Source organism: Kitasatospora indigofera, from assembly GCF_014655955.1.
GTDB classification, from domain to species: Bacteria; Actinomycetota; Actinomycetes; order Streptomycetales; family Streptomycetaceae; genus Kitasatospora; species Kitasatospora indigofera.
Window position 1 is genome coordinate 1 of the sequence record NZ_BNBO01000086.1, and the last position, 26,355, is coordinate 26,355.

17 protein-coding genes are annotated in these 26,355 nt (G+C 72.3%); 11 read left to right on the forward strand and 6 right to left on the reverse strand.

Annotation, left to right across the window (positions count from 1 at the left end):
- Window positions 1-304 precede the first annotated feature (304 nt).
- Window positions 305-1,369 carry a LacI family DNA-binding transcriptional regulator gene (locus IE329_RS37885; RefSeq protein WP_190215616.1) on the forward strand — a complete coding sequence of 355 codons (1,065 nt, stop codon included), beginning with the start codon at window positions 305-307 and terminating at the stop codon, window positions 1,367-1,369.
- 86 nt (window positions 1,370-1,455) lie between these two features.
- Here IE329_RS37885 and IE329_RS37890 read toward each other — a convergent pair whose 3' ends face one another.
- Both IE329_RS37890 and IE329_RS37895 read right to left on the reverse strand, forming a co-directional pair.
- Window positions 1,456-3,912: an RICIN domain-containing protein gene (locus tag IE329_RS37890; RefSeq protein ID WP_190215617.1), complete on the reverse strand. Its 2,457-nt coding sequence runs from the start codon at window positions 3,910-3,912 to the stop codon at window positions 1,456-1,458.
- A gap of 167 nt (window positions 3,913-4,079) precedes the next feature.
- Complete coding sequence (locus tag IE329_RS37895; protein ID WP_373311431.1) at window positions 4,080-5,519, reverse strand: RICIN domain-containing protein; 1,440 nt, start codon at window positions 5,517-5,519, stop codon at window positions 4,080-4,082.
- Window positions 5,520-6,212: 693 nt separating this feature from the next.
- On the opposite strand from IE329_RS37895, the gene IE329_RS37900 reads away from it, so the two are divergent.
- Entirely contained in the window at window positions 6,213-6,788 is a 576-nt protein-coding gene (locus IE329_RS37900; protein ID WP_190215619.1) for a hypothetical protein, read from the forward strand.
- A 222-nt stretch (window positions 6,789-7,010) separates the two neighbouring features.
- Here IE329_RS37900 and IE329_RS37905 read toward each other — a convergent pair whose 3' ends face one another.
- Both IE329_RS37905 and IE329_RS37910 read right to left on the reverse strand, forming a co-directional pair.
- A complete protein-coding gene (locus tag IE329_RS37905; protein WP_190215620.1) occupies window positions 7,011-7,607 on the reverse strand; it encodes a DUF1349 domain-containing protein in 597 nt (198 codons plus the stop codon).
- A 185-nt stretch (window positions 7,608-7,792) separates the two neighbouring features.
- Window positions 7,793-9,697: an alkyl/aryl-sulfatase gene (locus IE329_RS37910; RefSeq protein ID WP_190215621.1), complete on the reverse strand. Its 1,905-nt coding sequence runs from the start codon at window positions 9,695-9,697 to the stop codon at window positions 7,793-7,795.
- Window positions 9,698-10,401: 704 nt separating this feature from the next.
- Here IE329_RS37910 and IE329_RS37915 point away from each other — a divergent pair.
- Window positions 10,402-12,849 (forward strand): M4 family metallopeptidase, encoded by a 2,448-nt coding sequence (locus IE329_RS37915; protein WP_229928096.1) that lies wholly within the window; start codon window positions 10,402-10,404, stop codon window positions 12,847-12,849.
- A gap of 79 nt (window positions 12,850-12,928) precedes the next feature.
- On the opposite strand, the gene IE329_RS37920 is transcribed toward IE329_RS37915, so the two are convergent.
- Window positions 12,929-13,501, reverse strand: coding sequence for an RICIN domain-containing protein (locus IE329_RS37920; RefSeq protein WP_229928097.1), 573 nt, complete (start codon window positions 13,499-13,501; stop codon window positions 12,929-12,931).
- Between the two features lie 185 nt (window positions 13,502-13,686).
- Here IE329_RS37920 and IE329_RS37925 point away from each other — a divergent pair, with 185 nt between their 5' ends.
- From IE329_RS37925 to araA, 8 genes are all read left to right on the forward strand, one after another.
- The gene (locus IE329_RS37925; protein ID WP_190215631.1) at window positions 13,687-14,676 is read left to right on the forward strand and encodes a LacI family DNA-binding transcriptional regulator; all 990 of its coding nucleotides are present in this window, start codon (window positions 13,687-13,689) and stop codon (window positions 14,674-14,676) included.
- Between the two features lie 588 nt (window positions 14,677-15,264).
- Window positions 15,265-16,251: an ABC transporter substrate-binding protein gene (locus IE329_RS37930; RefSeq protein ID WP_190215623.1), complete on the forward strand. Its 987-nt coding sequence runs from the start codon at window positions 15,265-15,267 to the stop codon at window positions 16,249-16,251.
- 77 nt (window positions 16,252-16,328) lie between these two features.
- On the forward strand, window positions 16,329-17,852 hold the full coding sequence (locus tag IE329_RS37935; RefSeq protein ID WP_190215624.1) for a sugar ABC transporter ATP-binding protein: 1,524 nt from the start codon (window positions 16,329-16,331) through the stop codon (window positions 17,850-17,852).
- On the forward strand, window positions 17,849-18,898 hold the full coding sequence (locus IE329_RS37940) for an ABC transporter permease (RefSeq protein ID WP_190215625.1): 1,050 nt from the start codon (window positions 17,849-17,851) through the stop codon (window positions 18,896-18,898). Before IE329_RS37935 ends, IE329_RS37940 begins: the two co-directional genes overlap by 4 nt.
- The gene (gene yjfF / locus IE329_RS37945; protein ID WP_190215626.1) at window positions 18,895-19,869 is read left to right on the forward strand and encodes a galactofuranose ABC transporter, permease protein YjfF; all 975 of its coding nucleotides are present in this window, start codon (window positions 18,895-18,897) and stop codon (window positions 19,867-19,869) included. The genes IE329_RS37940 and yjfF overlap by 4 nt, the downstream gene beginning before the upstream one ends.
- Window positions 19,870-20,478: 609 nt before the next feature.
- Window positions 20,479-22,197: a ribulokinase gene (locus tag IE329_RS37950; RefSeq protein WP_190215627.1), complete on the forward strand. Its 1,719-nt coding sequence runs from the start codon at window positions 20,479-20,481 to the stop codon at window positions 22,195-22,197.
- Window positions 22,194-22,865, forward strand: coding sequence for an L-ribulose-5-phosphate 4-epimerase (locus IE329_RS37955; protein ID WP_190215628.1), 672 nt, complete (start codon window positions 22,194-22,196; stop codon window positions 22,863-22,865). The genes IE329_RS37950 and IE329_RS37955 overlap by 4 nt, the downstream gene beginning before the upstream one ends.
- A 14-nt stretch (window positions 22,866-22,879) precedes the next feature.
- Complete coding sequence (araA, locus tag IE329_RS37960) at window positions 22,880-24,385, forward strand: L-arabinose isomerase (RefSeq protein WP_190215629.1); 1,506 nt, start codon at window positions 22,880-22,882, stop codon at window positions 24,383-24,385.
- Window positions 24,386-24,561: 176 nt separating this feature from the next.
- Here araA and IE329_RS37965 read toward each other — a convergent pair whose 3' ends face one another.
- Window positions 24,562-25,932 (reverse strand): serine hydrolase domain-containing protein, encoded by a 1,371-nt coding sequence (locus IE329_RS37965; RefSeq protein ID WP_229928098.1) that lies wholly within the window; start codon window positions 25,930-25,932, stop codon window positions 24,562-24,564.
- Window positions 25,933-26,355 lie beyond the last annotated feature (423 nt).

Consider the following 26,355-nt stretch of genomic DNA (forward strand, 5'->3'; position numbering starts at 1 on the left):
CATCCAGCAACGCCGCAACGGCGAACGCCGCATCGGCCTCCCCGCCTGACCCCCGCACCCCCCGTACTTCCGTCCCACGCCGAGCCGCTCAGGGGCCACCCCGGAGAAGTGGTGGTCCCGGCCGGTGGGGGAACGGACGGGCGGTAGGCCGCCGAGGGTCGGCCGGACCGCCACAGGCTGCCGGTTTTCCTGTCCGCACAGACAGGGAGACCGGCAGCCTTCCCTTTTGGCCCGCCCACCCGCATCGTGGTCCTTCGCATCCCGGCGCTACGATGTTCACGCAGACACGCGAGGAAGGACCGGCATGGAACGAAGAGGGACGACGCCCGGCGACGGCACCCGGGGCAGGCAGCGCCCTCCATCCCAGGCCGATGTCGCCGCCCTCGCCGGTGTCTCCTCGCAGACGGTCTCGCGGGTCGCCAACCACCGCTCCAACGTGGAACCGGAAACCCGGGAGCGGGTCCTGTCCGCGATGCGGATGCTCGGCTACCAGCGCAACAGCGCCGCCCGCGCGCTCACCCTCGGGCGGTTCCACGTGCTCGGCGTGGTCACCTTCGACCTCGCCGCCCAGGGCAACGCCCGCACCCTCGCCGCCATCTCGCACGCCGCGCAGGCCGCCGGCTACTCGGTGAACGTGGTCTGCGCGGAGGCCCAGACCGAGGACGCCGTGCAGCAGGCCGTCCGCCAGCTGACCGAGCAGGCCGTGGACGGCCTCGTCGTCGTCGAGGCGCAGATCCTCGACCGCCGGGGGTTCACCGTCTCCGGCGGGATCCCGGTGGTGGTGGCCGACGGCGACCCCGAGCGCCGCTTCCACTCGGTGGACACCGACCAGGCGTACGGCGCCTCGGCGGCGACCCGGCACCTCCTCGGGCTCGGCCACCGCACGGTCTGGCACATCGGCGGCCCGCAGGACTCCTACGCCGCCCGCCGCCGCGCCGCCGCCTGGCACGCCACCCTGAAGGATGCCGGCGCACCCGTGCCGCCGCTCGCGCTGGGCGACTGGACGGCCGCCTCCGGGTACGAGATCGGCAAGGAGCTGGCCGCCCGCCCGGACGTCACCGCCGTCTTCGCGGCCAACGACCACATGGCGCTCGGCCTGATGCTGGCCCTGCGCGACGCCGGCCGCAGGGTCCCCGAGGACGTCAGCGTGGTGGGCTTCGACGACGTGCCCGAATCCGCCTACTTCGCCCCGCCGCTGAGCACCGTCCGGCAGGACTTCGAGGAGGTCGGCCGCCAGTGCGTCGCGCTCCTCCTGGACCAGATCGACTCGCCGGCCGGGGAGCGCCCCGCCACCCGGCTGATCTCCGTCACCCCCGAGCTGGTCGTCCGGGCCAGCTCCGCCCGCGCCCCGCAGGACGGGAACGCGTAACTGCGGCGCACCCCCGAGGGGGTACGCCGCAGTCCGGGGCGGCCAGGCCGCGGACGAGTCCGCGCCCCCGACCCGGCCGCCGGCCGTCAGCCGACCTTGATCTGCTGGCTGGTGCTCCCGGTGCAGGGGCTCTGCACCAGCGGGGCGTTGTTGTTGAGGGAACCACCGGAGACGTCCAGGCACTTGCCGCTGTGCCGGGCCATCAGGGTGACGTAGCCGGTGGCGGTGGTGCGCACCGACCACTCCTGGTTGGCGGCCCCGTTGCAGCCGTAGAGCAGGACGGCGGCGTTGTCGGCGGTCGAGACGCCCGAGACGTCCAGGCACTTGCCGCTCTGCTGGCCCACCAGGTTGACGTAGCCGGGGCTCGCGGGACGCAGGGACCACTTCTGGTTCGAGGCGCTGACGCAGGTGTACTGCAGGGCGGGCGCGTCGTCCGCGGTGGAGGAGCCCTGGATGTCCACGCACTTGTTGCTGCTGCGCACGCGCAGGGCCTTCCAGCTGTCGGCGGCGGCGCTGCGCAGGCTCCAGGACTGGTTGCTCCCGGTGGTCGGCCGGTACACGCCGACCGGCGCGCCGTCGGACATGGACCCGTTCGCGACGTCCAGCAGGTCGCCCGTCGCACTGTTGACCAGGGTGCTGTGCCCGTTGCCGGTGGTGGAGAGCATCCACCGCTGCTGGGTGGACGAGCCCGCGGCGGCGAAGCCGAGCGCACTCCCGCTGACGCTGAGGGCCTTGCCGGTCTTGACGTTGGTGACGCGGTAAGCGGTCGTGCTCTCCCAGGTGCCGGACACCTTGGTGAACTTCCACTGCTGAGCGGTGTCGGCGGGGTTGGACGTCCGCTGGACCGGGGCGGCGGTCGAGGTCGCGCCGGCCGACAGGGCCAGGCCGCTGTTGTCGCCCAGCACCTGGCGCACCGGGCCGGTCGGGTCGGTGGTCGCCGTGCTGTCGACGCCGGTGGCGCCCGGGATGACGAAGGTGGTCACCGAGCCGGGGCCGACGGTCGTGGTGAGCGTCTTCGCGGCGGTGGCGGTCAGGTCGCCGTCACGCTGCAGGTTCTTGCCGGCGTCGGTGGTCCACCGCTGCACCGGGACGGTCGTGTCGACGCTCTGGAAGGCACCCAGGTCGAGGGTGACGGTCTGGTCCGAGCCGCTGGAGTTGGTGTAGACGGCCACCGCGCCCGTGCCGCCGGGCCGCAGGGCCGCGAGCGTGTTCGTGGAGTCGGTCCCGATCACCTGGGCGCCCGGCCGGACGAACCGGCTGTAGTTGGCCATGGCCCAGTACTTCTTGTTCAGGCGCAGCGGCTCGGCGGCCGGGTCGGCGGAGGTGAGGTCGGTCTGGATCAGGCCCCAGTTGGAGTTCTCGTGACCGGGCGTCATGTTCGTGTAGTCCTCGACGGCCTGCCACATCACCCAGGCGCTGGGTTCCAGCTCCCTGATGTCGTCGTTGATGTGCTGGGCGAAGTCGAGGGCCGGGGACATGTCGGTGAAGCTCTGCGGGCCGCTGCCGCCCAGGTCGACCTCGGACATCCAGAGCGGCTTGCCGGTGCCCTTGGCGATGTCGCGTGCCCCGGTTCTGCCGTTCGTGCCGTAGGTGTGGGTGTTCAGCTTGCCCACGGCGGCGCGGGTCGAGGCGCTGTAGGAGTTCCAGTTGTCCCGGAACATGTCCGAGGTGTTCTCGTCCATGGCCGCCAGCGGCGCGCCGATCCCGGCGCCGGTCAGCGCGCTGCGGACACTGGCGATGACGTGCGCCTGGGAGGCCTGGTCCCAGTGCGAGCCCTCCTGCGGGCCGCCGGCGCCCCAGTAGGACGTGTCCGGCTCGTTCACCGGGGAGACGGCGTTGAAGGTCACGCCGGAGGCGGCCTGGGCGCGCTGCACCGCGCCCGCGAGGTAGGCGGCGAAGCGGTCGTACTGGTCGGCGCGGAGGTTGTCCTGCCAGCTGTTGGACGCACCGGAGACCAGGCCGCTGTTGGTCATGAAGTACGGCGCGGAGTTGGAGAACGCCTCGAAGGTGTCGGCGCCGCGGCTCTTGGCGGCCTTCAGCCACCAGAGCTGGTTCGGGTCGGGGTTGGCGTTCCAGTGCGTCGGGTCGGCCGGGTTCCACCAGTCGGCGGGCTCGGTCCAGCCGGCGGTGCCGCCGGCCGGCGGCCCGTAGGCGGCGGGGCGGTTCCAGTAGCCGGGCACCGCCGCGCCCGGGCGCAGGTACGGCTGGGTCTCGGGGCTGTCGCCGCCGCCGATGTTGTAGCGGGCCAGGGTGAAGCCGAGGCCGTTCGCGCCGTACAGGTCGTCGGCGAGCTCGTTGCGCTTGGCGTCCGGCCAGCCGCCGGTGACGTTGGCGAACCAGGCCAGCGCGGTGCCCCAGCCCTGGAAGGGCTGCTGCTGGTAGCTGGGGTCGAGGCGGACGGTGACGTGCCAGGACGCCTCGGCCGCCGCGGCGGGCGGGGCGCTCAGGGTGCTCGCGGTGAGGGCGGCGATCGCGACGGCGGCGGCGCCGGCTCCGGCCCGGGTCCTGCGGGTACGGGTGGGTGGCTGCTTGCGTGGGGACATCGGGTCCTCCTGGACGGGGTGGGGTGGGCGGGTACGACGACGCCCCTCCGCCGTACGGGGGTGGAGGGGCGTCGGTGGGGCGGAACGGGAGAGGTGGGCAGGGAGGTGGCTCGACGAGCCCGCTCAGGGGCGTCGGCGCGGGGAGTGCGGCGTCACGGTCCGACTGCTCAGGGGGTGACGGTGCGCAGCCACTGCTGGTTGGTGCCGGTGCCGCAGGTCCACTGCTCCAGGGCGGTGCCGTTGGCGGTGGACTGGTTGGTGACGTCCAGGCACTTGCCGCTGTGCCGGGCGATCAGGCGGACGTAGTTGGTGCCGGAGACCTTCTGGACCTGCCACTGCTGGGAGGTCTGGCCGTTGCAGGTGTTCTGCACGGCGAGCGCGCCGTCCGCGGTGGAGGCGCCGCTCACGTCCAGGCACAGCCCGCTGTGCCGGGCCATGATCTGCACGTAGCCGGTGCCGAGGTTCTTCAGCCAGAAGTTCTGGTTGGCACCGTTTCCGCAACTCCACTGCAGAAGCTGCGAGTCGGCGGCGAATGAGTAGTTCCCCACGTCCGCGCACCGGCCGCTCTGGCGGCCCGTCAGGCTCTCCCAGGTGGCCTTCATGGGGGTGATGACGCCGGTCGCGGCGTTCACGTTGATCTGCGGCGAGTCACCCATGGTCATGGTGGTGTCGGTCGGGAAGGACAGCGGCAGCCAGACGTACTTGGAGTCGTTGACCGTCCCGCCGAAGGAGTTGCCCCAGCGGTCGCCCATGTACAGGTAGCTGGTGCCGCCGGTGCCCTGGACGGGCAGCACGAACGCGGTCTGGCTCCCGTAGGTGACGCCGTCGCCGATGTCCGTCAGGCCGCTCCAGGTGCCGGTGATGCTGGTGGCGGTGCCGTAACGCTGCTGGTTGGGGTCCCAGCCGCTGGTGGTGGAGCTGAGCAGGAAGTACACGCCGCCCCGCTTGAACAGGGCCGGCGCCTCGCGGGACTGGCCGGCCCACAGGTTCTGCACCTGGGACTCGATCGCGGTGTAGTCGGCGGTGAGCCGGTAGATGTGCAGGTCCCGGTTCTCGTTGGCGGCGGAGATCATGTAGCCGGTGCCGTCGTCGTCCACGAAGGTGGTGATGTCGCGGGACATCTCACCCAGCGGCCGGAAGCTGCCCTTGTAGCTGTAGGTGCCGTCGACGGTGCTGGAGACGGCCACCGCGGCCCGGGCCTGCCCGTAGTCGGAGCCGTTCTCCTTGTGCATCCACATCACGAACTGGCCGGTCGAGGCGTTGTACATGACCTTCGGCCGCTCGATGATGGCGTAACCCAGCTCCGGGTCCGCCGCCTGGGTCAGGGCGTGGTTGCGGAACTCCCAGGCCTTCAGGTCCTTGGACCGGTAGACCGAGACGTAGCGGAAGGTGTTGTCGGCGTTCCGGTCCTCGCCGAACCAGTAGTAGTACTGGCCGACCTTGATGACGCCGCCGCCGTGGGCCTGGACCGGGTTGCCGGCGGTGTCGCTGAACTGGGTGCCGTTGGTGATCGTCACCGTGGCCGCGTGGGCGGTACCCACTCCTTGCAGGAGCGGAAGGAACAGCGCCAGCAGGGCGCCGAACAGGATCGTTCGCAATCTCGGCACGTTCTCATACCTTCGTTCTCCGGTGCATGAGCCGGACGAGTTCCTGAGCCGTGGCACCGCAAACATGACAGGGCGGGCGGAACTGCTCCGCGGCGTGGGGGAGTGCCGCCCGGCCCGCTGTCCCCGGCCGGGGAACGAGGAGGGGCGTGCTCCGTGCATGCACCGTGGGTGGGGGTGGGGGGGCACTGCTCAAGTCGCGGGCGTGGGGCGGACTTCACGGTGAGGTGCCGGGGAGGCCGGCCGCCCTGGTGGGGAGGCCGCGCACGCCCCACCGGTCAGGTCCGGGCCCGCTTCCTGGCAGTCCCCGGCCGTCCGCCGCCCGCTGGGGCGGCGGACGGCCGGGGGTCGACCCCTTGACTGCGCCGGCACGGCCGTCCCGCCATGTTGGCGCAAACAAGTGGGTCGACCGAGAGTCTCGAAGCGCGCCCCCGCGATGTCAAGGGATTCGTCAAACTTGGACAAAGTCCGGCATCGCTACCCGTCGGTGTGCGCAATCCGTGTCCGGCCCGGTGCAAACGGTCACGAAAAAGGGGCCGCAGGGCGGCCGGAAGGTTACGCGGGGATATCGACGCCGTTGCGGGGCTTGACGCCGGAGGCGGCGAGCGAGTGTGATTGTGCAATCGGGTTCGAAAATGTTCACTTCTGGTGAATCGCCCGATCGGTCGCAGGTCCCCAGCACCGTCGGAGCACACCATGTCCTTCTCTTCCGGCCCCCACGTCCCGCGAGCCGAGCACCTCCTGCCGTTCCCCGGCAGCGGCCACCCCGAGCAGCCGGTCCGACGGGCCGGGCCCGACGGGTGCTCGCCCTGGATCGTCACCCTGCGCATCCGGCACGGTGACGGCCGCGCCGGCACCCACAGCTTCGTCGAGTGGGCGCACACCTCGCCCCAGGCCGTCGCCTCGGCGGTGCGGCGGGCCTCGACCCCGGCCGCCCGCCGGCGCCGGCGCGACGCGGTGGTCGAGGCGGGCGCCACGGCGGTGGCCGAGTTCTGGCCCGACCTCCGGACGCCCGCCCACCCCGGTGAGCCCTGCGCCGTGCCCGGCGCCGGACCTCGCTCCCGCCCGCCCGCCGTCGCCGGGGCGGCGCGGGACCACGGCGATCCCCGGCGGTACTGGGCCGGGGGCGCGCAGGTGTACGCCCTCCACACGCGGGCCGGTTCCTGGGCGGAGCCCGGGAGCGCCGGGGCGAGGGCGGTGCCGGGGGAGCCGGCCGCCCCGCGGGACACGGCCGGTACGCGCGACTCGGCCGGGCCGGTCGCGCACCGCTGACCGCCGCCCCCGCGGCGGCGGAAGCGCAGCGGAGCGGGAGGCGGGAGGCGGGACACCGAGGGCCGGTACCCGGCGGGCCCCTGCTGCCTACGGGTACGGGCCCCTGCCGTCCACCCCTGCTTCTGCCGTCCGCCCCGGCTCCGCTCGCCCGCTCCGTTCGCCCGCTCCGCCCCGGCTCCGTTCCCCGGCGGCCGTCGGGGAACGGAGGCCCGGCTCAGTTCACTAGCGGCCGTCGAAGAGGTGGGCCAGCCGGGTGGCGGTGAGGCGGATGTCGTCGAACTCGACCTGGCAGCCCTCGCCGATCGGTGACTGGACCTCGACGCCGACCTGGATCCCGCCCCGGCCGGCCAGTGCGAACTGCCGGACCAGGCGCCAGGCGGAGCCGTCGTCCGAGACGTGGAACGCGAAGGCCTCGTCGATCCGGCTGATCCGCAACCACAGCGCCTCGCCGGCCACGGCCCCCGCCACCGCGTCGTCGGACCGCCCGCGGGTGACGACCGAGAAGACGCTCGGCACCCCGTCCGGTGACTGCTCGAAGTTCAGCTTCGCCCAGTGCTCCTCGTCCGACCGGACGAACAGGGCGCCCGCGTCCCACGCGGCCTTGAACCCCACCCGGACCCGCGCCGAGAACTGCCAGTCGCCCTCCGGCGGGCTGACCAGCGCCATGGCGGCGTTGCGCTTCACCTCGCCGCTCATCGGGTTGGTGAAGATGTCCGTCCGGGCGTCGGCCCGGACCGTCAGGACACCGTCGGCCAGTTGCCAGGAGGCCGGGGCGGGGGCCCACCGGGAGAAGAGGGAGGAAACGTCGTCGAGGCTCATGCCGTCAATTATCGACAGAAGCGACGGCGTCTCTCCAGCGAATCATTGAACAATCCAACACGAGGCATCAGATTCGATCGCGATGCCCGCTCCGCCGGCCGGCGCCGCACGCAGTGCCGACCTGGTGAACCTTGAACGGGACGGGCGGTCCTCCCGGAGGCTCCTCCGGGAGGCCGCCGCAGTCCTCAGGGAGTGACGATCGGGAAGTGCGGGTCGAACTCGTCCAGCAGTCCCCCGTAGGTCTCCAGCACGCTCGGGTCACCGTCGAGGGTGATCGCCCCGCTCCGGGCCAGCCGGTCGGCCGTCGCGGGGCGCAGCAGCACACCGGCGAGGGCCGCCTTGGGCCCGGACACCGTCAGCGGGGTCTCCGGTGCCGCCCCGCGGCGGGCGTTGAGGACGCCGCGCCGCACCCGCATCGTCCAGGTCTCGTCGAGGTCGGTGAAGCGGAAGTCCACCCGCAGGTCGGCATCGGCGGCCTTGTCACCGATCAGGTGGACGGCCGCGAAGTCGAAGAGGATGTCGACCGGCATCGCCAGGACGGTGTCGGAGCTGGCGGTGGCGAAGGGGGCCGGCTGGACGCCCTCGCGCAGCTCCTTGGCGGCGGTCAGGTAGATGCCGCGCCACTGCGGGCCCTCGGCCTGGTAGCCCAACTGTTCGTAGGCGTCCGCCTGGAGGTGCCGCGCGGCCTCGTTGCCGGGCTCGGCGAAGACCAGGGTGTGCAGGATCTGCGCGCTCCAGCGGTAGTCGCCGGCCTCGAAGGCGCGCCGGCCCTCCGCGAGGATCCGGTCGGCGCCGATCAGGGCGGCGAAGCGGCGGGCCGTCTCCACCGGCGGATGCGGGTGCAGGGAGACCGGGTCGCCGTCCCACATGCCCAGTTCCTTGGTGAACACCGCCCGGACGTCGTGGTGCAGGGTGCCGTGGTACCCGCGGTTGAACCACTTGCGGCCCAGCTCCTCGGGCAGCTCGATCTCCTCGGCGGCCTCCAGCGGGGTCCAGCCCTTGTTGGCCAGCCGCAGCGCCTGGTCGTGGATGTACTTGTAGGTGTCGCGCTGGGACTCCAGCAGGGTGACGACGCCCTCGTTGCCCCAGACCGGCCAGGTGTGCGGGCCGTAGTGCACCTGCGCCTGGTCGCCCCACCGTTCGAGCGTCTCGTCCAGGTACCGGGCGAAGTTGCGGGCGTCGCGGGTGCGGGCGCCGCGCAGGGTCTGGATGTTGTGCAGCGAGTGGTTGGCGTTCTCCGCACAGGTGAGCGCGGCCAGCTCCGGGATCCAGATGTGCATCTCCTCCGGCGCCTCGGTGTCGGGGGCGTAGAGGAACTCGAAGGTCAGGCCGGCCAGGTCGCGGGTGGTGCCGGTCCGGGTGATCGGGTCGGTGGGGGAGATGTAGGAGATGGTCACCCCCGGGACGGAGGCGATGCCGATCCCGCAGCTGACGCACCCGGAGGCGTTCAGGTCGAGCAGGCTGCCGAAGGCGTAGGCGGCGCGGCGCGACATCGCGTTGCCGACGATGACGTTCTCGCCGAGCGCGTGCTTGTCGAAGGAGGCCAGGGTGCCCGGCGCGATGACCGGCACCTTCCCGGACGCCACGTCGGCGGGGTCGACCACGCCCTTCACCCCGCCGTAGTGGTCGACGTGGGTGTGGGTGTAGATCACGGCGGAGACCGGCTTGTCGCTGACGTGCTCCCGGATCATCGCCATCGCCTGCCGGGCGGACTCGACCGCGGCCATGCAGTCGATGACGACCAGCCCGTCCTCGCCCTCCACCACCGTCAGGTTGGCGATGTCGTTGTTGCGCACCTGGTAGAGGCCGTCCACCACCTTGTACAGGCCGCCCTTGCGGATCAGTTGCGACTGCCGCCACAGGCTGGGGTTGACGGTGTCCGGCGGCGGGGCGTCCTCGGCCAGGTAGTCGAAGCGGGCCGGGTCGAAGAGGATCCGCCCGTCCGCCCCGTACAGCCGGTCGGGGAACGGCGCGATCAGGCCCCGGTCGGCGTCGGCGAAGTCCTGCCGGTCGTCCATGTCGTACCGGGAGACCGCCTCCCTGTTCGCGGCGGCCGTGGCGGGCGTGGCGTCCTTCGGCGTGTACGTCACGAAGACCTCTCCTGTTCTGCCGCCACCGCCCCGGTCGCGGACCTCGCTCCCCGGCGGCGCCCGGCGGTGTGCGAACCCCTCCCGGGCCCGCGCCCCACGCTGTCCCGGCCGTCCGGGGGCGGCAAGACGGGTAGGCCGTTCGGGTGAACCGGGTGAGCGAGGGGCCGGCCGGCGGCCTTGAGGCCGGCGGAGTTCCCCCCTGCTGGCCCCCCGCCGTTCCGGATCCGGCGTCCCGGACGGTGGCCGCGCGCACACCCGGCGCCCTGGTGCGGCTTGAAATCGCCCAGCCGGTAGGGGAGTCCGGGGCTCCGCCGGGCCGCTCCGCGGCCCCGGGGCCCACCGGCGCCGGGATGGCGCGTCCCGTGGGACGGCATAACGGCGATATCCCCTGCGACGCCGCTGATATGACGAGCCGTCAGTCTGTCGGGCGAGGGTGCCCCGCGAAGGCGCCCTGCGATGCGTCGGGCCGGAGTGCGGGGCGCCGGTCGGGTGTGGCGCGTTTCGGTCAAGTCGCCACGGGCCGGATGACATGGCCGCGCAAACATGGAACGCTTCCGCTAGCCCTGGCACGCCCAACGGTCCGGCGTGCCATCGCAGTTGAAGCAGTGTCATCGAGTCTCCAGCTCCACCCGGACGACGCGGCACCGCACGTCCGGGACTGACCCGGCCGACGTCGCAGTCGGCCGCCCCCATGAGGAGTTCCGTTGAGGCGTTCCCCCCACAAGGCTGTCGTCGCGGGCGCGTTGACAGCCGCGGCCGCGATGGTCGTGGTCGTCCTGCCGGCCGGTGTCGCCACCGCCGACGGCAGGCCCGAGCACGGGCCCGCCGCTCAGGGTGCCCCCGCCGGCACCGCACCCAACACCACCGCAACGGCCGGTACCACCCCGGCGCCCAGGTCGGGAGCCCTCGCGGCGCCGCTGAGCCCGGGCGAGCGGTCGAGCCTGCTGGCCGACGCGCAGAGCCGGCGCGCCGGCACCGCCAAGGCCCTGGGGCTGGGTGCCCAGGAGGAGCTGCAGGCGAAGTCCGTCATGAAGGACACGGACGGCACCCTGCACACCCGCTACGACCGCACCTTCGCCGGGCTGCCCGTCCTCGGCGGCGACCTGGTCGTCCACACGGCGCCGGACGGAAGCACCAAGGGCGTCGACCGGGCCACCAGGGAGGCCGTCGCGCCCGCCTCCACCACCGAGGCCGTGACGGCCGGCTCCGCCGAGGAGTTCGCGGTGGGCCGCGCCAGGTCCGAGGGCGGGAAGGACCCGAAGGCGGAGTCGGTCCGCAAGGTCGTGTGGGCCGCGTCCGGTACCCCGGTGACGGCCTGGGAGAGCGTCGTCGGCGGTCTGCAGCACGACGGCACCCCCTCCGAGCTGCACGTCGTCACCGACGCGCGGACCGGCGCCGAGCTGTTCGAGTTCCAGGACGTCAAGAACGGCGTCGGGAACAGCCAGTACTCCGGCCAGGTCACCATCGGCACGGCCGGGGCGGGCGGTTCGTACAGCATGACCGACACCGCCCGGGGCGGTCACAAGACCTACGACCTGCAGCACGTCGAGACCGACGACGTCCCGGGCACGCTGTTCACCGACCCCGACGACGTCTGGGGCAACGGCACCAACGGCAACGCGCAGACCGCCGGCGTGGACGCGCAGTACGGCGCCCAGCTGACCTGGGACTTCTACAAGAACGTGCTGGGCCGCAACGGCATCGAGAACAACGGCGTCGGCGCCCACAGCCGCGTGCACTACGGCGACTCCTACGTGAACGCCTACTGGTGGGACGGCTGCTTCTGCATGACGTACGGCGACGGTGGCGGCAACGTCAATCCGCTCACCTCCATCGACGTGGCCGCCCACGAGATGACGCACGGCGTCACGTCCGCCACCGCCGACCTCAACTACAGCAGCGAGTCCGGCGGTCTGAACGAGGCCACCTCCGACATCATGGCCACCGCCGTGGAGTTCTGGGCGAACAACGCCGCCGACCCGGGTGACTACCTGATCGGCGAGAAGATCAACATCAACGGAGACGGCACGCCGCTGCGCTACATGGACAAGCCCTCCAAGGACGGCTGGTCAGCGGACTACTGGTCCTCCTCGGTGGGCTCCAGCGATGTCCACTTCTCCTCCGGGGTGGCCAACCACTGGTTCTACCTGGCCTCCGAGGGCAGCGGCGCCAAGCTGGTCAACGGGGTGAACTACAACTCCCCGACCTACGACGGCCTGCCCGTCAACCCGGTCGGCCGCGATGCCGCCACCAAGATCTGGTACCGGGCGCTCAGCACCTACATGACCTCCAGCACCGACTACGCGGGCGCCCGCACCGCCACCCTCCAGGCCGCCGCCGACCTCTACGGCGCCGGCAGCCCGACGTACAAGAACGTCGCCAACGCCTGGGCCGCGGTCAACGTCGGCGCGCGGAACACCCAGGGCGTGACCGTCACCAACCCCGGTGACCAGGTCACCAGGACCGGTACGGCGGTGAGCCTGCAGACCAAGGCCGTCAGCAGCAACCCCGGGGCCCTGACCTACACCGCCACCGGCCTGCCCGCCGGCCTGACCCTGAACGCCGGCACCGGCAAGATCACCGGCACGCCCACCACCCAGGCCCTGAGCACCGTCACGCTCACCGTGAAGGACCCCACCGGCGCCCTCGACGTGGTGTCGTTCCTCTGGACGACCTACACCATGGGCCAGTGCACGGTGGCCCAGCAGTTCGCCAACCCCGGCTTCGAGTCCGGCCCCGTCGCCTGGTCCGCGTCGACCGCCAGGATGATCGACTCCACCAACCCCTACACCCTCCCGCGCAGCGGCTCGTGGAAGGCGTGGCTCAACGGCTACGGTGACCCGCACACCGACACGCTGTCCCAGACGGTGTACATCCCCTGGGGCTGCCGGGCCACCCTCACCTTCTGGGTGCACATCACCACCAGTGAGGGCACCACCACCGTCCCGTACGACAAGCTGACCGTCCAGGCCGGCGCCACCGTCCTGGCGACGTACTCCAACCTGAACGCGACCACCGGCTACGTGCAGAAGACCGTGGACCTGTCCGCCTACGCCGGCCAGTACGTCGACGTGCGGTTCGTGGGGAAGGAGGACCTCGCGGCCAGGACCACCTTCCTGATCGACGACACCCAGTTCACGGTCGGCAACTGAACCGTCGGCCCGACCTGTTGCGGACGCCCTCCTCGGAGGGGCCGGGCCCGGACGCCGTGAGCGTCCGGGCCCCGGCCCGTCAGACGAAGCGCCAGAGGTGGTCCCGGGTGCCACTGTCGTCCCACTGGACGACCTGCGCGCCGGCCGCGGTCGAGGCGCCGGTGACACCGAGGACCTTGCCGCTGTTCACGTTCTCGATCCGGAACGCGTCCGCGCCCCCGTGGCGCAGCCGCCAGAGGTGGTCCCGGGTGCCGCTGTCGTCCCACTGGAGGACCTTCGCCCCGGCGGCCGTCGAGGCGCCGTCCACCCCGAGCACCTTGCCGCTGTTGAGGTTGCGCAGCCGGAACGCGCCGTCCGCGTCGCGCAGTGCGAGCCACCGGTGATCGGCGGTCCCGTTGTCGCCCCACTGCACGACGAGGCCGCCCGCCGCCATCGACATGCCGGCGACGCCGAGCAGCAGACCGCTGTTCAGGTTCTGGATCCGCCGCTCGCCGTTGGGCACGAACCACCACTCGTGGCCCGCGCCGCCGAGGTTGACGTACAGCGAGGTGTCGTCCCAGAAGTAGACCGAGTCCATCAGCTTGGTCTGGGTCTCCAGGCCGGTGCCCTGGCAGCAGGTGAAGGTGTTGTCGGTGAGGAACTGCGCGTCCACCCGCCGCCACCCGCCTACCCGCGCGCACCCGTACCGGTCCGGGGCCGGGCCGGGGCACGCGGGCCGCCGAGGCAGCCAGGTGGCGGGTTGTGAGCGCAAACAGATCATGTGGCTATCCTGGTGCCGAGACGAGGGAGCCGCGAGTGACGGACGGAAGCGCCAGGCAGGCGGTGCGCCACGCCGTGATGGCGGACGTGGCCAAGGTGGCGGGGGTGTCGCACCAGACGGTGTCGCGGGTCCTGAACAGTGCCCCCCACGTCCGGCCGGGCACCCGGGACAAGGTCCTCGCGGCCATCCGCGAGCTGGACTACCGGCCGAACCCGGCCGCCCGCGCCCTGGTCACGCGGCGCTCGCAGCTGCTGGGCGTGGTCAGCTTCGGCGGCACGCTGTACGGTCCGGCCCTGACGCTCGACAGCATCGAGCAGGCGGCCCGCGACGCCGGGTACTTCGTCAGCGTCGCCACCCTGCGGTCGCTGGACGCCCGCTCCGTCCAGGACGCGGCCGACCGGCTGCGCGACCAGGGTGTCGAGGGGATCGTCGTGATCGCGCCGCAGCTGATGGCGGTGCGGGCGATCTCCACGCTGTCGAGCACGGTCCCGGTGGTCTCGGTCTGCTCGGCCGTCCGGTCCAGGATGCCCGTCGTCGCGGTGGACAACAGGGCGGGGGCGGCCGCCGCCACCCGTCACCTGCTGGACCTCGGGCACCGGACCGTCCAGCACGTCGCCGGTCCGCGGGACTGGCTGGAGAGCGCCTTCAGGCTGGACGGGTGGCGCGGCGAGCTGGAGGCGGCCGGGGCTCCCGTCCCGCAGCCGTGGACCGGTGACTGGAGCGCCCGGTCCGGCTACGAGGCCGGGCGGCGGATCGCCGAGGACCCGCGGGTCACCGCGGTGTTCTGCGCGAACGACCAGATGGCGCTCGGCCTGCTCCGCGCCATGCACGAGGCCGGCCGCCGGGTGCCCGAGGACGTGAGCGTGGTCGGCTTCGACGACATCCCGGAGGGCGCGTACCTCACGCCGCCGCTGACCACCGTCCGGCAGGGTTTCGCCGAGCTGGGCCGGCGTGCCCTGGCGCTGCTGGTGGCGGAGCTGGACGGCGCGCCTGGCACGCCCGCCCAGGTGCTGGTGCCGCCCGAGCTGGTGGTGCGCCGGAGCACCGGTCCGGCGTCCCGCTCCTGAGGCCGGTCCGGCCCCCGCTCCTGAGGCCGGTCCGGCCCCCCGCACCTGCCGCCGGTCCGGCCCCGCGCGCATGCCGCGCCCCTCGGGCGCTGGGCCGTGCCACGGGCCGGCGGCTCGTGGCCGGGCTGTCCCGGCGCCCCGGCTGCTGCCGGGCCTCGCACCGCCCCGGCGGGGGCCGTCCACCTGCGAGGCCTTCCCCCGGTGGTCGTCAACTGCCTTTCCCCCGAGGTGAGAAGAGCGTCACGGCGCCGAAGGTCCGGCGTTCATAAAGGTTGGGTAACGCGCCTCCCGCTCTCTTGACCCGCTAATTGTGAGCGTTAACAATCTGCACATCGGCGGAACGGTGACGAAACCGTCCGTTCACCCGGACCCGCGCCGGACCCCCGTCGGACACCCCGCCGGACCTCCGGCCCCGTCGCCCTGCCATGCCTCCGCCGGACCTTCGCCGGACCTCCGCGCGGGGCCCGGCGCGGGCCCCGCCCCCCAATCCACCCCGGCCTTCGCCCGTGCGGCGCGTACGGCCGTCTTTCTCCCCCGTCGAGCGGCACCGAGCCGGCGCCCGACGGGGCCACCCGAGAGGAAACAACAATGTTCAAGAGAGCTGCGGCGGCCCTGGCCGCCGGCGCGATGGCCGTGGTCCTCAGCGCCTGTTCGAGCGGTGGTGCGGCGAACGACGGTGCGGCGGGCGGCGGTTCGGACAAGATCACCATCGGGTTCTCCCAGGTGGGCGCCGAGAGCGGCTGGCGCACGGCGAACACCAAGTCGGTCCAGGACGCGGCGAAGAAGGCCGGCGTCACCCTGAAGTTCTCCGACGCCCAGCAGAAGCAGGAGAACCAGATCAAGGCGATCCGCTCGTTCATCCAGCAGAAGGTCGACATCATCGCCTTCTCGCCGGTGGTCGAGTCGGGCTGGGACACCGTCCTGAAGGAGGCCAAGGCCGCGAAGATCCCGGTGATCCTCACGGACCGCGCGGTTGACTCCCAGGACGAGTCGCTCTATGTCTCCTTCCTGGGTTCGGACTTCGTCGAGGAGGGCAAGCGGGCCGCCGACTGGCTGGTGAAGGAGTACCAGGGCAAGGCCGACCCGGTGAACATCGTCCAGCTGGAGGGCACCACCGGCTCCGCGCCGGCGAACGACCGCAAGTCCGGCTTCGCCGACGTGATCAAGGGTGACCCGAAGTTCAAGGTCCTCGCCTCGCAGACCGGTGACTTCACCCGGGCCAAGGGCAAGGAGGTCATGCAGGCCTTCCTGAAGTCCCAGCCGAAGATCGACGTGCTCTACGCGCACAACGACGACATGGCGCTCGGCGCGATCCAGGCGATCGAGGAGGCCGGCAAGCAGCCCGGCAAGGACATCAAGATCATCTCGATCGACGGTGTCAAGGACGCCTTCACCGCGATGAGCCAGGGCAAGATCAACGTGGTCGTCGAGTGCAACCCGCTCCTCGGCGACCAGCTCATGGAGCTGGCCAAGAAGGTCAAGAAGGGCGAGAGCGTGGAGCGCCGGATCAAGACCGAGGAGGGTGTCTTCACCCAGGACCAGGCCGCCGCCGCCCTGCCGTCCCGCCAGTACTGACCGGCCCCCGGGTGGCCTGGGTCCCTGTGCGGAGCGACGCCGGGGGCCCCGGTGCCCACCACGAGAGGAGGACTGCGATGCTCCGGCAACCGGTCCTGGAAGTGCACGGGATCCGCAAGGAGTTCCCGGGCGTGCTGGCGCTGGACGGGGTCGACTTCCGGCTCTTCCCCGGCGAGGTGCACGCGCTGATGGGCGAGAACGGCGCCGGCAAGTCCACCCTGATCAAGGTGCTCACCGGGGTCCACGAGTCGGACGGCGGCCGGGTGCTGCTGGCGGGCCGGCCGGCCACGATCACCGGCCCGCTGCAGGCCCAGCAGGCCGGCATCTCGACGGTCTACCAGGAGGTGAACCTCTGCCCCAACCTGTCGGTGGCGGAGAACATCCTGATCGGCCGCGAACCGCGCCGGCTGGGCCTGGTCCACTGGGCGGAGGTGCGGCGCCGCGCGGCCGGGGCGGTGGCGGCGCTCGACCTCGACCTGGACGTCTCGATGCCGCTCGCCGACTGCTCGATCGCCGTCCAGCAACTGGTGGCGATCGCCCGCGCGGTGGACATCGACGCCAAGGTGCTGATCCTGGACGAACCGACGTCCAGTCTCGACCGCGACGAGGTCGCGCAACTGTTCGCCGTGATGCGGCGGTTGCGCGAACGGGGCGTCGCGATCCTGTTCGTCTCGCACTTCCTCGACCAGATCTACGAGATCTGCGACCGGATGACCATCCTGCGCGGCGGACGGCTGGAAGGCGAGTACCTCACCTCCGAGTTGAGCCAGCGGCAGCTCGTCGCGCGGATGATCGGCGCCGAACTCCAGGGCCTGGAAGGCCTGTCGGACAGTGCCCGCCAGCAGCCGGCCGCACCGGGGGGCGCCGGGGCCTTCCTGCGCGCCACCGGCCTCGGCCGCCGGGGCGCGGTGGAGCCCTACGATCTCTCCATCCGCCCCGGCGAGGTGGTCGGCCTCGCCGGCCTGCTCGGCTCGGGGCGCACGGAGGCCGCCCGGCTGCTGTTCGGCGCCGACCAGGCCGACGCCGGGACGGTCCGGGTCGACGGCGAGGAGACCGTGCTGCGCAACCCGCGCACCGCGATCGGCCACGGCATCGCCTTCTGCTCGGAGAACCGCAAGACCGAGGGCCTGGTCGGTGAACTGACGGTGCGTGAGAACATCGTGCTCGCCCTGCAGGCCGCCCGCGGCTGGACCAGGCCGCTCGGCCGGAGCGTCCAGGACGAACTCGCGATCCGCTGGATCCGGGCCCTGGACATCCGCCCGAACAACCCGGAGGCGCTGGTCCGCAACCTCTCCGGCGGCAACCAGCAGAAGGTGCTCCTCGCCCGCTGGCTGATCACCGACCCCAGGCTCCTCATCCTCGACGAGCCCACCCGGGGCATCGACATCGGCGCCAAGGCCGAGATCCAGAAGCTGGTGGCGAAGCTCGCCGGCGAGGGCATGGCGGTGCTCTTCATCTCCGCCGAACTGGAGGAGGTGCTGCGCCTCAGCCACAAGGTCGGCATCCTGCGCGACCACCGGATGGTCGCCCAACTGCGCAACGACGGCGGCCTCACCTCGGAGCTGATCATGGAGACCATCGCGAGCGGAGCACAGGGATGACCAAGCACCGCCTGTTCTGGCCGGCCGCGGTCCTCGCGGCCCTGCTGCTGGCCAACGTGGCGTTCACCCCGGACTTCTTCGCGGTCCGGATCAAGGACGGCCACCTCTACGGCAGCCTGATCGACATCCTGCACTTCGGTGCCCCGCTGATCCTCGTCGCGCTCGGCATGACGCTGGTGATCGCCACCGGCGGGATCGACCTGTCGGTGGGTTCCACCGTCGCCATCGCCGGCGCCCTGGCCTGCCTGCACATCAGCGAGTCCGCCGATCCCGGCGGCCTGGGCACGGTGCTCACCGCGGCGGGCCTGGCCCTGCTGGTCGCGCTGGTGCTCGGGAGCGTCAACGGCTTCCTGGTCTCCAGGGTGGGGGTGCAGCCGATCATCGCGACGCTGATCCTCATGGTGGCCGGCCGCGGCGTGGCGCAACTCGTCACCGACGGGCAGATCATCACCGTCACCAGCGGCCCGTTCCAGCTGATCGGCGGCGGCTACTGGCTCACCGTGCCGTTCGCCGTCGTGCTGGCGGCGGCCATGGTGCTGCTCACCGCGCTGCTCACCCGTTCGACGGCGCTGGGCATGCTGCTGGAGTCGGTCGGCGGCAACCCGGTCGCCAGCCGGCTGGTGGGCATCCGGGCACAGCGCCTGATCGCCCTGGTGTACGTGTTCAGCGCGGTCTGCGCCGCGGTCGCGGGCCTGATGATCAGTTCCAACGTCTCCGCGGCGGACGGCAACAACGCGGGTCTGTGGATCGAGCTGGACGCCATCCTCGCGGTGGTGATCGGCGGCACCTCGCTGGCCGGCGGGCGGTTCTCGCTCGGCGGGACGGTCCTGGGCGCGCTGGTCATCCAGACCCTGGCCACCACCATCTACACCATCGGCGTCCCGCCGGAGACCACGCTGGTCTTCAAGGCGGTCGTCGTGATCGCCGTCTGCCTGGTCCAATCGCCCAAGTTCCGCGCCAAGCTGTCCCATCGGCGGCGGTCCGGGGCCCGGCGCGGCAGCCGGTCCGAATCCGCCGCACCCGCCAACCTGGAGGTGGGCCGATGAACGCCACCCTGTCACGCCGGCTCCGTGAACACGTCCCGCTGCTGGTCACCGCGCTCCTGCTGGTCACCATGTTCAGCGTCGGCTCGGTGAGCTACCAGGGCTTCTTCTCCGGCCAGGTGCTGCTCAACCTGCTGATCGACAACGCCTTCCTGCTGGTGGTCGCCGTCGGGATGACCTTCGTGATCCTCTCCGGCGGGATCGACCTCTCGGTGGGTGCGGTGGTCGCGCTGTCCACCATGGTCTCGGCCGCGCTCGTGGAGCACCACCACTGGCCGATCCTCGCGGTCGTCCCGCTGGTGCTGGCGATCGGTGCCGGGGCGGGCTGGGTGATGGGCTGGGTGATCCACACCTTCGAGATCCAGCCGTTCATCGTCACCCTGGCGGGCATGTTCCTGGCCCGCGGCCTCTGTTACACCATCAGTGTGGAGTCCATCTCGATCACCGACTCCGGCTACACCTCGATGGCGCAGGCCCGGATCCCGCTGCCGGGCGGCATGTTCGTCTCGCCCAGCGCGGTGATCGCCCTGCTGGTGGTGGTCGCGGCCTTCGTGCTGCTGCACCACACCCGGTGGGGGCGCAACGTGTACGCGCTGGGCGGCAGCGAGCAGTCGGCGCTGCTGATGGGCCTGCCGGTGGCCCGGACCAAGATCGGGGTCTACGCGGTGAGCGGCTTCTGCTCCGCGCTGGGCGGTGTGCTGCTGACCTTCTACATGCTCTCCGGCTACGGGCTGCACGCGGTGGGCCTGGAGCTGGACGCGATCGCGGCGGTGGTCATCGGCGGGACCTTGCTCACCGGTGGCACCGGCTACGTGCTGGGCACCGTGCTGGGGGTGCTGGTGCTCGGGCTGATCCAGACGGTCATCAGTTTCCAGGGCACGCTCAGCTCCTGGTGGACCAGGATCGTCATCGGGGCGCTGCTGTTCGTCTTCATCGTGCTCCAGCGGCTGACCGCCCTGCGCCGGCGCGCCTGACCCGCCCGGCGGCGGCCCGGCCGACGGCCCTGTGCCGGCGCGCCCGGCCCGCTCTGCGGCGGCCCGGCCGACGGCCCGGCAGGGGCGGATCGGCCCCCGCCGGAGCGGACCCGCCGGTCAGGGCGGCCGGCCGCAGCCGCCGGACTTTCCCCGGGGCTCTTGCGCGAAGCGTTGTTAACGTTAACAATTTGCTGCGGGCCCCACCGGAGGTCCCCCGAACCGCCGGTACGGGCGGCCCACCCCGCTTCGGTCCGCCCGTACCGGCGGCCACCGCCGTGCCGCCTCCCGAGGGTGAGGCAGGCGCGGCGGTGGCCGGCCGCCGGACCCCCGCAACGAAGCGGGACCGGTCCGGCGGCCCCGACCACCGACCCCCGCCGTCTCCCCAACCCAACCCACCCCACCCCGCAGCGACCCTGCGGACCGGACCGGACCCGAGCACCGACCCCGACCCCCGCAGCGACCCGCGACCCGCCGACCCGCCCCGACATCCGGCCACGACCCGGGAACGACCCCGACGATCGGGACCGCACAACCGCCACCGCCCGCGGCGTGGCCGCCCGCCGCCCACACCCCGGCAGGCGCCACCCACCCGCCAGTAAGGACGAGACAGTGACCGAGACCTCCCCCGCCCCCGACACGGAGACCTACGTCGTCGGCGTCGACTTCGGGACACTCTCCGGCCGCGCCGTGGTGGTGCGCGTGCGGGACGGCGAGGAGATCGCCACCGCCGTCCACCCCTATCCGCACGCCGTCGTCGAGGAGAGCCTCCCCGGGACCGGCGAGGAGCTGCCGCCCGACTGGGCGCTCCAGCACCCCGAGGACTGGCGCGAGGTGCTGCGCACCGCCGTCCCCGCCGCGCTCGCCGCCGCGGGCGTGGACCCCGCCGCGGTGATCGGCATCGGCACCGACTTCACCGCCTGCACGGTGCTGCCGACCCTGGCCGACGGCACGCCGCTCGCGCAGACCCCGCAGTGGGCCGGGCGCCCGCACGCCTGGCCCAAGCTGTGGAAGCACCACTCCGCGCAGGCCCAGGCCGACCGGATCAACGCCCTGGCGCACGCCCGTGGCGAGAAGTGGATCTCCCGCTACGGCGGGAGGATCTCCGCCGAGTGGCAGTACGCCAAGGCCCTCCAGGTGCTGGAGGAGGATCCGGCCGTCTACGCCGCCTGCGAGCGCTGGATCGAGGCCGCCGACTGGATCGTCTGGCAGCTCACCGGCGCCGAGAGCCGCAACACCTGCACCGCCGGATACAAGGGCATCCACCAGGACGGCCACTACCCGGACGAGGACTTCCTGGCCGCCCTGAACCCCGGCTTCGCCGACTTCGCCCGCACCCGCCTGGAGCACCCCCTGCTGGCGCTCGGCTCCCGGGCCGGCTCCCTCACCGCCGAGGCCGCCGCCTGGACCGGCCTGCCCGAGGGCATCGCGGTCGCCGCCGGCAACGTCGACGCCCACGTCGCCGCCCCCGCCGCCCGGGCGGTCGAGAACGGGCAGCTGCTCGCCATCATGGGCACCTCCACCTGCCACGTCCTCAACGGCGCGGCCCTCGCCGACGTACCCGGCATCTGCGGCGTCGTCGACGGCGGCATCGTCGAGGGCGCCTACGGCTACGAGGCCGGCCAGAGCGCGGTGGGCGACATCTTCGCCTGGTGGCTGCGCCAGGGCGTCCCCGCCGACTACCGGGACGAGGCGCTGAGCACCGGTGAGGACCTGCACCAGCTCCTCACCCGCAAGATCGCCGGCCAGCCGGTCGGCGGCCACGGCCTGGTCGCCCTCGACTGGATGAACGGCAACCGCTCCACCCTGGTCGACCACCACCTGAGCGGCGTCATCGTCGGCCTCACCCTCGCCACCCGGCCCGAGGAGGTCTACCGGGCCCTCCTGGAGGCCACCGCCTACGGCACCCGCACCATCGTCGACGCCTTCGAGGACGCCGGCGTCCCCATCACCGAGTTCGTCGTCACCGGCGGCCTCAAGAAGAACGCCCTGCTGATGCAGATCTACGCGGACGTGCTGCGCCGGCCGGTCTCGCTCGCCGAGTCCGAGCAGGGGCCGGCACTGGGCTCCGCGATCCACGCCGCGGTCGCGGCCGGTGCCCACCAGGGCGTCCGCGCGGCCTCCGCCGCGATGGGCCGGGTCCGGCGGGGCGCCTACCTGCCCGACCCGGCCCGGGCGGACGCCTACGACGCCCTGTTCGCCGAGTACCGCCTGCTGCACGACCACTTCGGCACCGGCCCCGACAAGCAGCTGCACCGCCTGCGCACCATCCGCAACGCCGCCCTGAGCGCCGCCGCCACCGACCGGAAGAGCGAGGTACGACCCGCATGACCGACCCCATCGACCTGATCCGCCGGCAGGTGAGCGACCTGCACCAGGAGCTCGTCCGCTACCGGTTGGTCGTCTGGACCGCCGGCAACGTCTCCGCCCGCGTCCCCGGCGAGGACCTGATGGTCATCAAGCCCAGCGGAGTCTCCTACGACGAGCTCACCCCCGACGCCATGATCCTCTGCGACCTGGACGGCAAGGTGGTCGAGGGCTCCCACAGCCCGTCCTCCGACACCGCCGCCCACGCCTACGTCTACCGGCACCTGCCCGAGGTCGGGGGAGTGGTGCACACCCACTCCACGTACGCCTGCGCCTGGGCCGCCCGCGGCGAGGCCGTGCCGTGCGTCCTCACGGCGATGGCCGACGAGTTCGGCGCCGAGATCCCGGTCGGCCCGTTCGCCCTGATCGGCGACGACTCCATCGGCCGGGGCATCGTCGACACCCTGCGCGACCACCGTTCGCCCGCCGTCCTGATGAAGAGCCACGGCGTCTTCACCGTCGGCAAGGACGCCAAGGCCGCCGTCAAGGCCGCCGTGATGTGCGAGGACGTCGCCCGGACCGTCCACATCTCCCGCCAACTCGGCGAGCCCCTGCCCATCGCGCAGGCCGACATCGACGCCCTCAACCACCGCTACCAGCACGTCTACGGCCAGCAGCCCGCGGCCCGGTGAAGGAGAACCACCCCATGACGCACAGCACCGACGCCCGCGAGATCTGGTTCCTGACCGGCAGCCAGGGCCTCTACGGCGAGGACACCCTGCGCCAGGTCGCCGAGCAGTCCCGCGAGGTGGCCGGCACCGTCGCCGCCGCCGGCCTGCCCGTCCGCATCGTCTGGAAGCCCGTCCTCACCGACGCGGCCGCGATCCGCCGCATCTGCCTGGAGGCCAACGCCGCCGACGACTGCGTCGGCCTGATCGCCTGGATGCACACCTTCTCACCCGCGAAGATGTGGATCGCCGGACTCGACGCCCTGCGCAAGCCGCTGCTCCACCTGCACACCCAGGCCAACGTCCACCTGCCCTGGTCCACCATCGACATGGACTTCATGAACCTGAACCAGGCCGCCCACGGCGACCGCGAGTTCGGCTACATACAGTCCCGGCTCGGCGTCGCCCGCAAGACCGTCGCCGGCCACGCCTCCGACCCGGCCACCGCCCGCCGGATCGCCGCCTGGGCCCGCGCCGCCGCCGGCCGGGCCGAACTCGCCACCCTCAAGCTCGCCCGTTTCGGCGACAACATGCGCGACGTCGCCGTGACCGAGGGCGACAAGGTCGAGGCCCAGCTGCGCCTCGGCGTCTCGGTCAACACCTACGGCGTGAACGACCTGGTGGCGGCCGTCGACGCCAGCAGCGACGCCGACGTCACCGAACTCGTCAAGGAGTACGAGGACGGCTACCGCCTCGCCCCGGAGCTGCGCGCCGGCGGCGAGCGCCACGACTCCCTGCGGTACGCCGCCCGGATCGAACTCGGCCTGCGCGGCTTCCTCACCGAGGGCGGCTTCGGCGCCTTCACCACCAACTTCGAGGACCTCGGCGGCCTTCGCCAGCTGCCCGGCCTGGCCGTCCAGCGCCTGATGGCGGACGGCTACGGCTTCGGCGGCGAGGGCGACTGGAAGACCGCCGTCCTGCTGCGCACCCTCAAGACGGTCGCGCTGGGCCTGCCCGGCGGCACCTCCTTCATGGAGGACTACACCTACCACCTGGAGCCGGGGCGGGAGTTGATTCTCGGCGCGCACATGCTGGAGGTCTGCCCCTCGATCGCCTCCGGCACCCCGTCCTGCGAGATCCACCCGCTCGGCATCGGCGGCCGCGAGGACCCGGTCCGCCTGGTCTTCGACGCCGCCACCGGCCCGGCGGTCGTCGTCGGCATGGCCGACATGGGCGACCGGTTCCGGCTGGTCGCCAACGAGATCGACGTCGTCGAGCCGCACGAGCCGCTGCCCAGGCTCCCGGTGGCCCGGGCCGTCTGGCAGCCCCGCCCCGACCTGCGGACCTCCACCGAGGCCTGGCTCACCGCCGGCGGCCCGCACCACACCGTGCTCTCCAGCGCCATCGGCACCGAGGAGCTGGACGACCTGGCCGAGATGATCGGCACCGAGCTGGTGCTGATCGACGCCGGTACCACCATGCGGCAGTTCACCCGCGAGCTGCGCTGGAACCAGGCCTACCACCGCCTCGCCCAGGGCTTCTGAGCAGGCGCCGCCGCCACCGCCGGGCCGGGGCCGTCCTCGGGAGTCCGGGGCCGGCCCCGAGCCCGGAGGACGGACGACCGCCCATGACCGCAGCAGCGGGCCCGGACGGGTGGAGCGCCCCGGGCCGGGCCCGGGGCGCTCCACCCGTCCGGGCGGTCGGCGAGGGGGAGGGGGAGCTACTTCACGGCGGGGATGAAGAAGACGTTGTCCGGCGTGACGATGCTGGTCAGGGCCTTGCCGAAGAGGGTGCTCGGCTCGTTGCCCTGGGTCAGGATGTCGGTGTTGAGGAGCACCACCAGGGTCGCGCCCGTCTCCGGCATGTAGAGGGTGAGGGACTCGTAGCCGGGCAGCGAGCCGTTGTGGCCGACCCATCCCTGGATGTCGAAGAGGCCGAGCCCGTAGCCCGCGCCGGGGAGGGTGGTGGGCAGGAACTTGGTGCGCTGCGCCTGGGTCTCGGGGGAGAGCAGCTCACCGGTCGCGACGATCTTGGCCCAGCGCTTGAGGTCGTCCAGGGTGGAGATCATCGCACCGGCGGCCCAGCCCCAGCTCGGGTTCCAGTCCGTGGCGTCCACCGTCTCGCCGGTGAGGGTCTGGTTGGTGTAGCCGTGCGCGTGCGGCGAGGGGAACTCGGCCCCCTTGGGGAAGAGGGTGTGGTCCAGGCCGCTCGGGCCGGTCACCCGGTCGTGGATGAACTCGGCGAGCGGGATGCCGCTCACCTTCTCGACGACCAGGCCGAGCAGGATGTAGTTGCTGTTGTTGTACAGGAACTGGACCCCCGGCCCGCTGAGGTTGGGGTGCTTGTAGCCGTAGGCGAGCAGCTGCTCGGGGGTGAAGGGCTTGGTGGGGTCCGACTCCAGCGCCGTGACGAAGTCCGGGTCCGCCGAGTAGGGGAACAGGCCGCTGCGCATCTCGGCCAGGTTGCGGAGGGTGATGTTGTCGCCGTTCGGGACCCCGCTGACGTACGCCGAGATGGGGTCGTCCAGCCCGACCAGTCCGTCGTCGACCAGCTCCAGCAGGGCGGTGGCGGTGAAGGTCTTGGTCTCGCTGCCGATCCGGGAGTAGAGGTCCACGGTCATCGGGGCGCCGGTCTTCTTGTCGGCGACGCCGAAGGACTTGACGTACCGGCCCTGCCCAGGCAGCCAGATGCCGACGCTCACACCGGGGACGCCCGTCTGGGTCATCGTCTGCTGCACGGCCGCGTCGAGCTTGGCCACCAGCTCAGGGCTCAGCGTGCTGGTCGTGCAGTCCTCGTCCCCGCCGGCCTCCGGGGCGCTGACGTCCTCGGAGCTCACGTCCTCGGAGCTCACGTTCTCGCCGCGGTGGCTCTCGTACCGGGCCTCGCCGTGCCGGTGGCCGTGCCCGTGGCCGTGCCCGTTCCCCTGCCCGTGGTGGTGCCGGTGATCGTGTCCGTGCGTGCCGACCAGGCCGGGTACGGCCGCGTTCGCCGGTGTGGCGGCCACCGGTAGCAGGCCGGCCATGACTATCGCAGCCACCAGCAGGCCTCGGCGGGCGGTCGTGTTCCGTCGGTGGGGAAGCGGTCGGGTCATCGCGATGGTCCTCGTTCCGGGTTGCGTCCAGCTCTTGCAGAGATCGTCGGCGGGAACGGACCTGGGTGACGACTCTGACGAGCTGTACGGGTGACGCGGCATCGGATCCCCGCGACGGCACCGGCCGCCGGCGTCCCCGGCCGGGCGGGCGGGGACGGCCGGGGCCTGCCACCCGGGTGGCGGAACGGCACCTCCGGCGGCACGCGCCGTGCTCCGGGCCGCCGCCCGGCAGCGGCCCGGGAGCGGCCAGTGCCGCCGCCCGCGAGTGACCCGGGACGAGAACGGGGCGGCCCGGCACAGCGACGGAGCCGCAGCCCCGGTGGCTGCGGCTCCGTGCGGATCGCGGTGTTCAGTCGGTGTTCAGGGGTGCTGGATGTCCTCCAGCATCTCGGTGACGAGGGCGGCGATCGGGGAGCGCTCGGA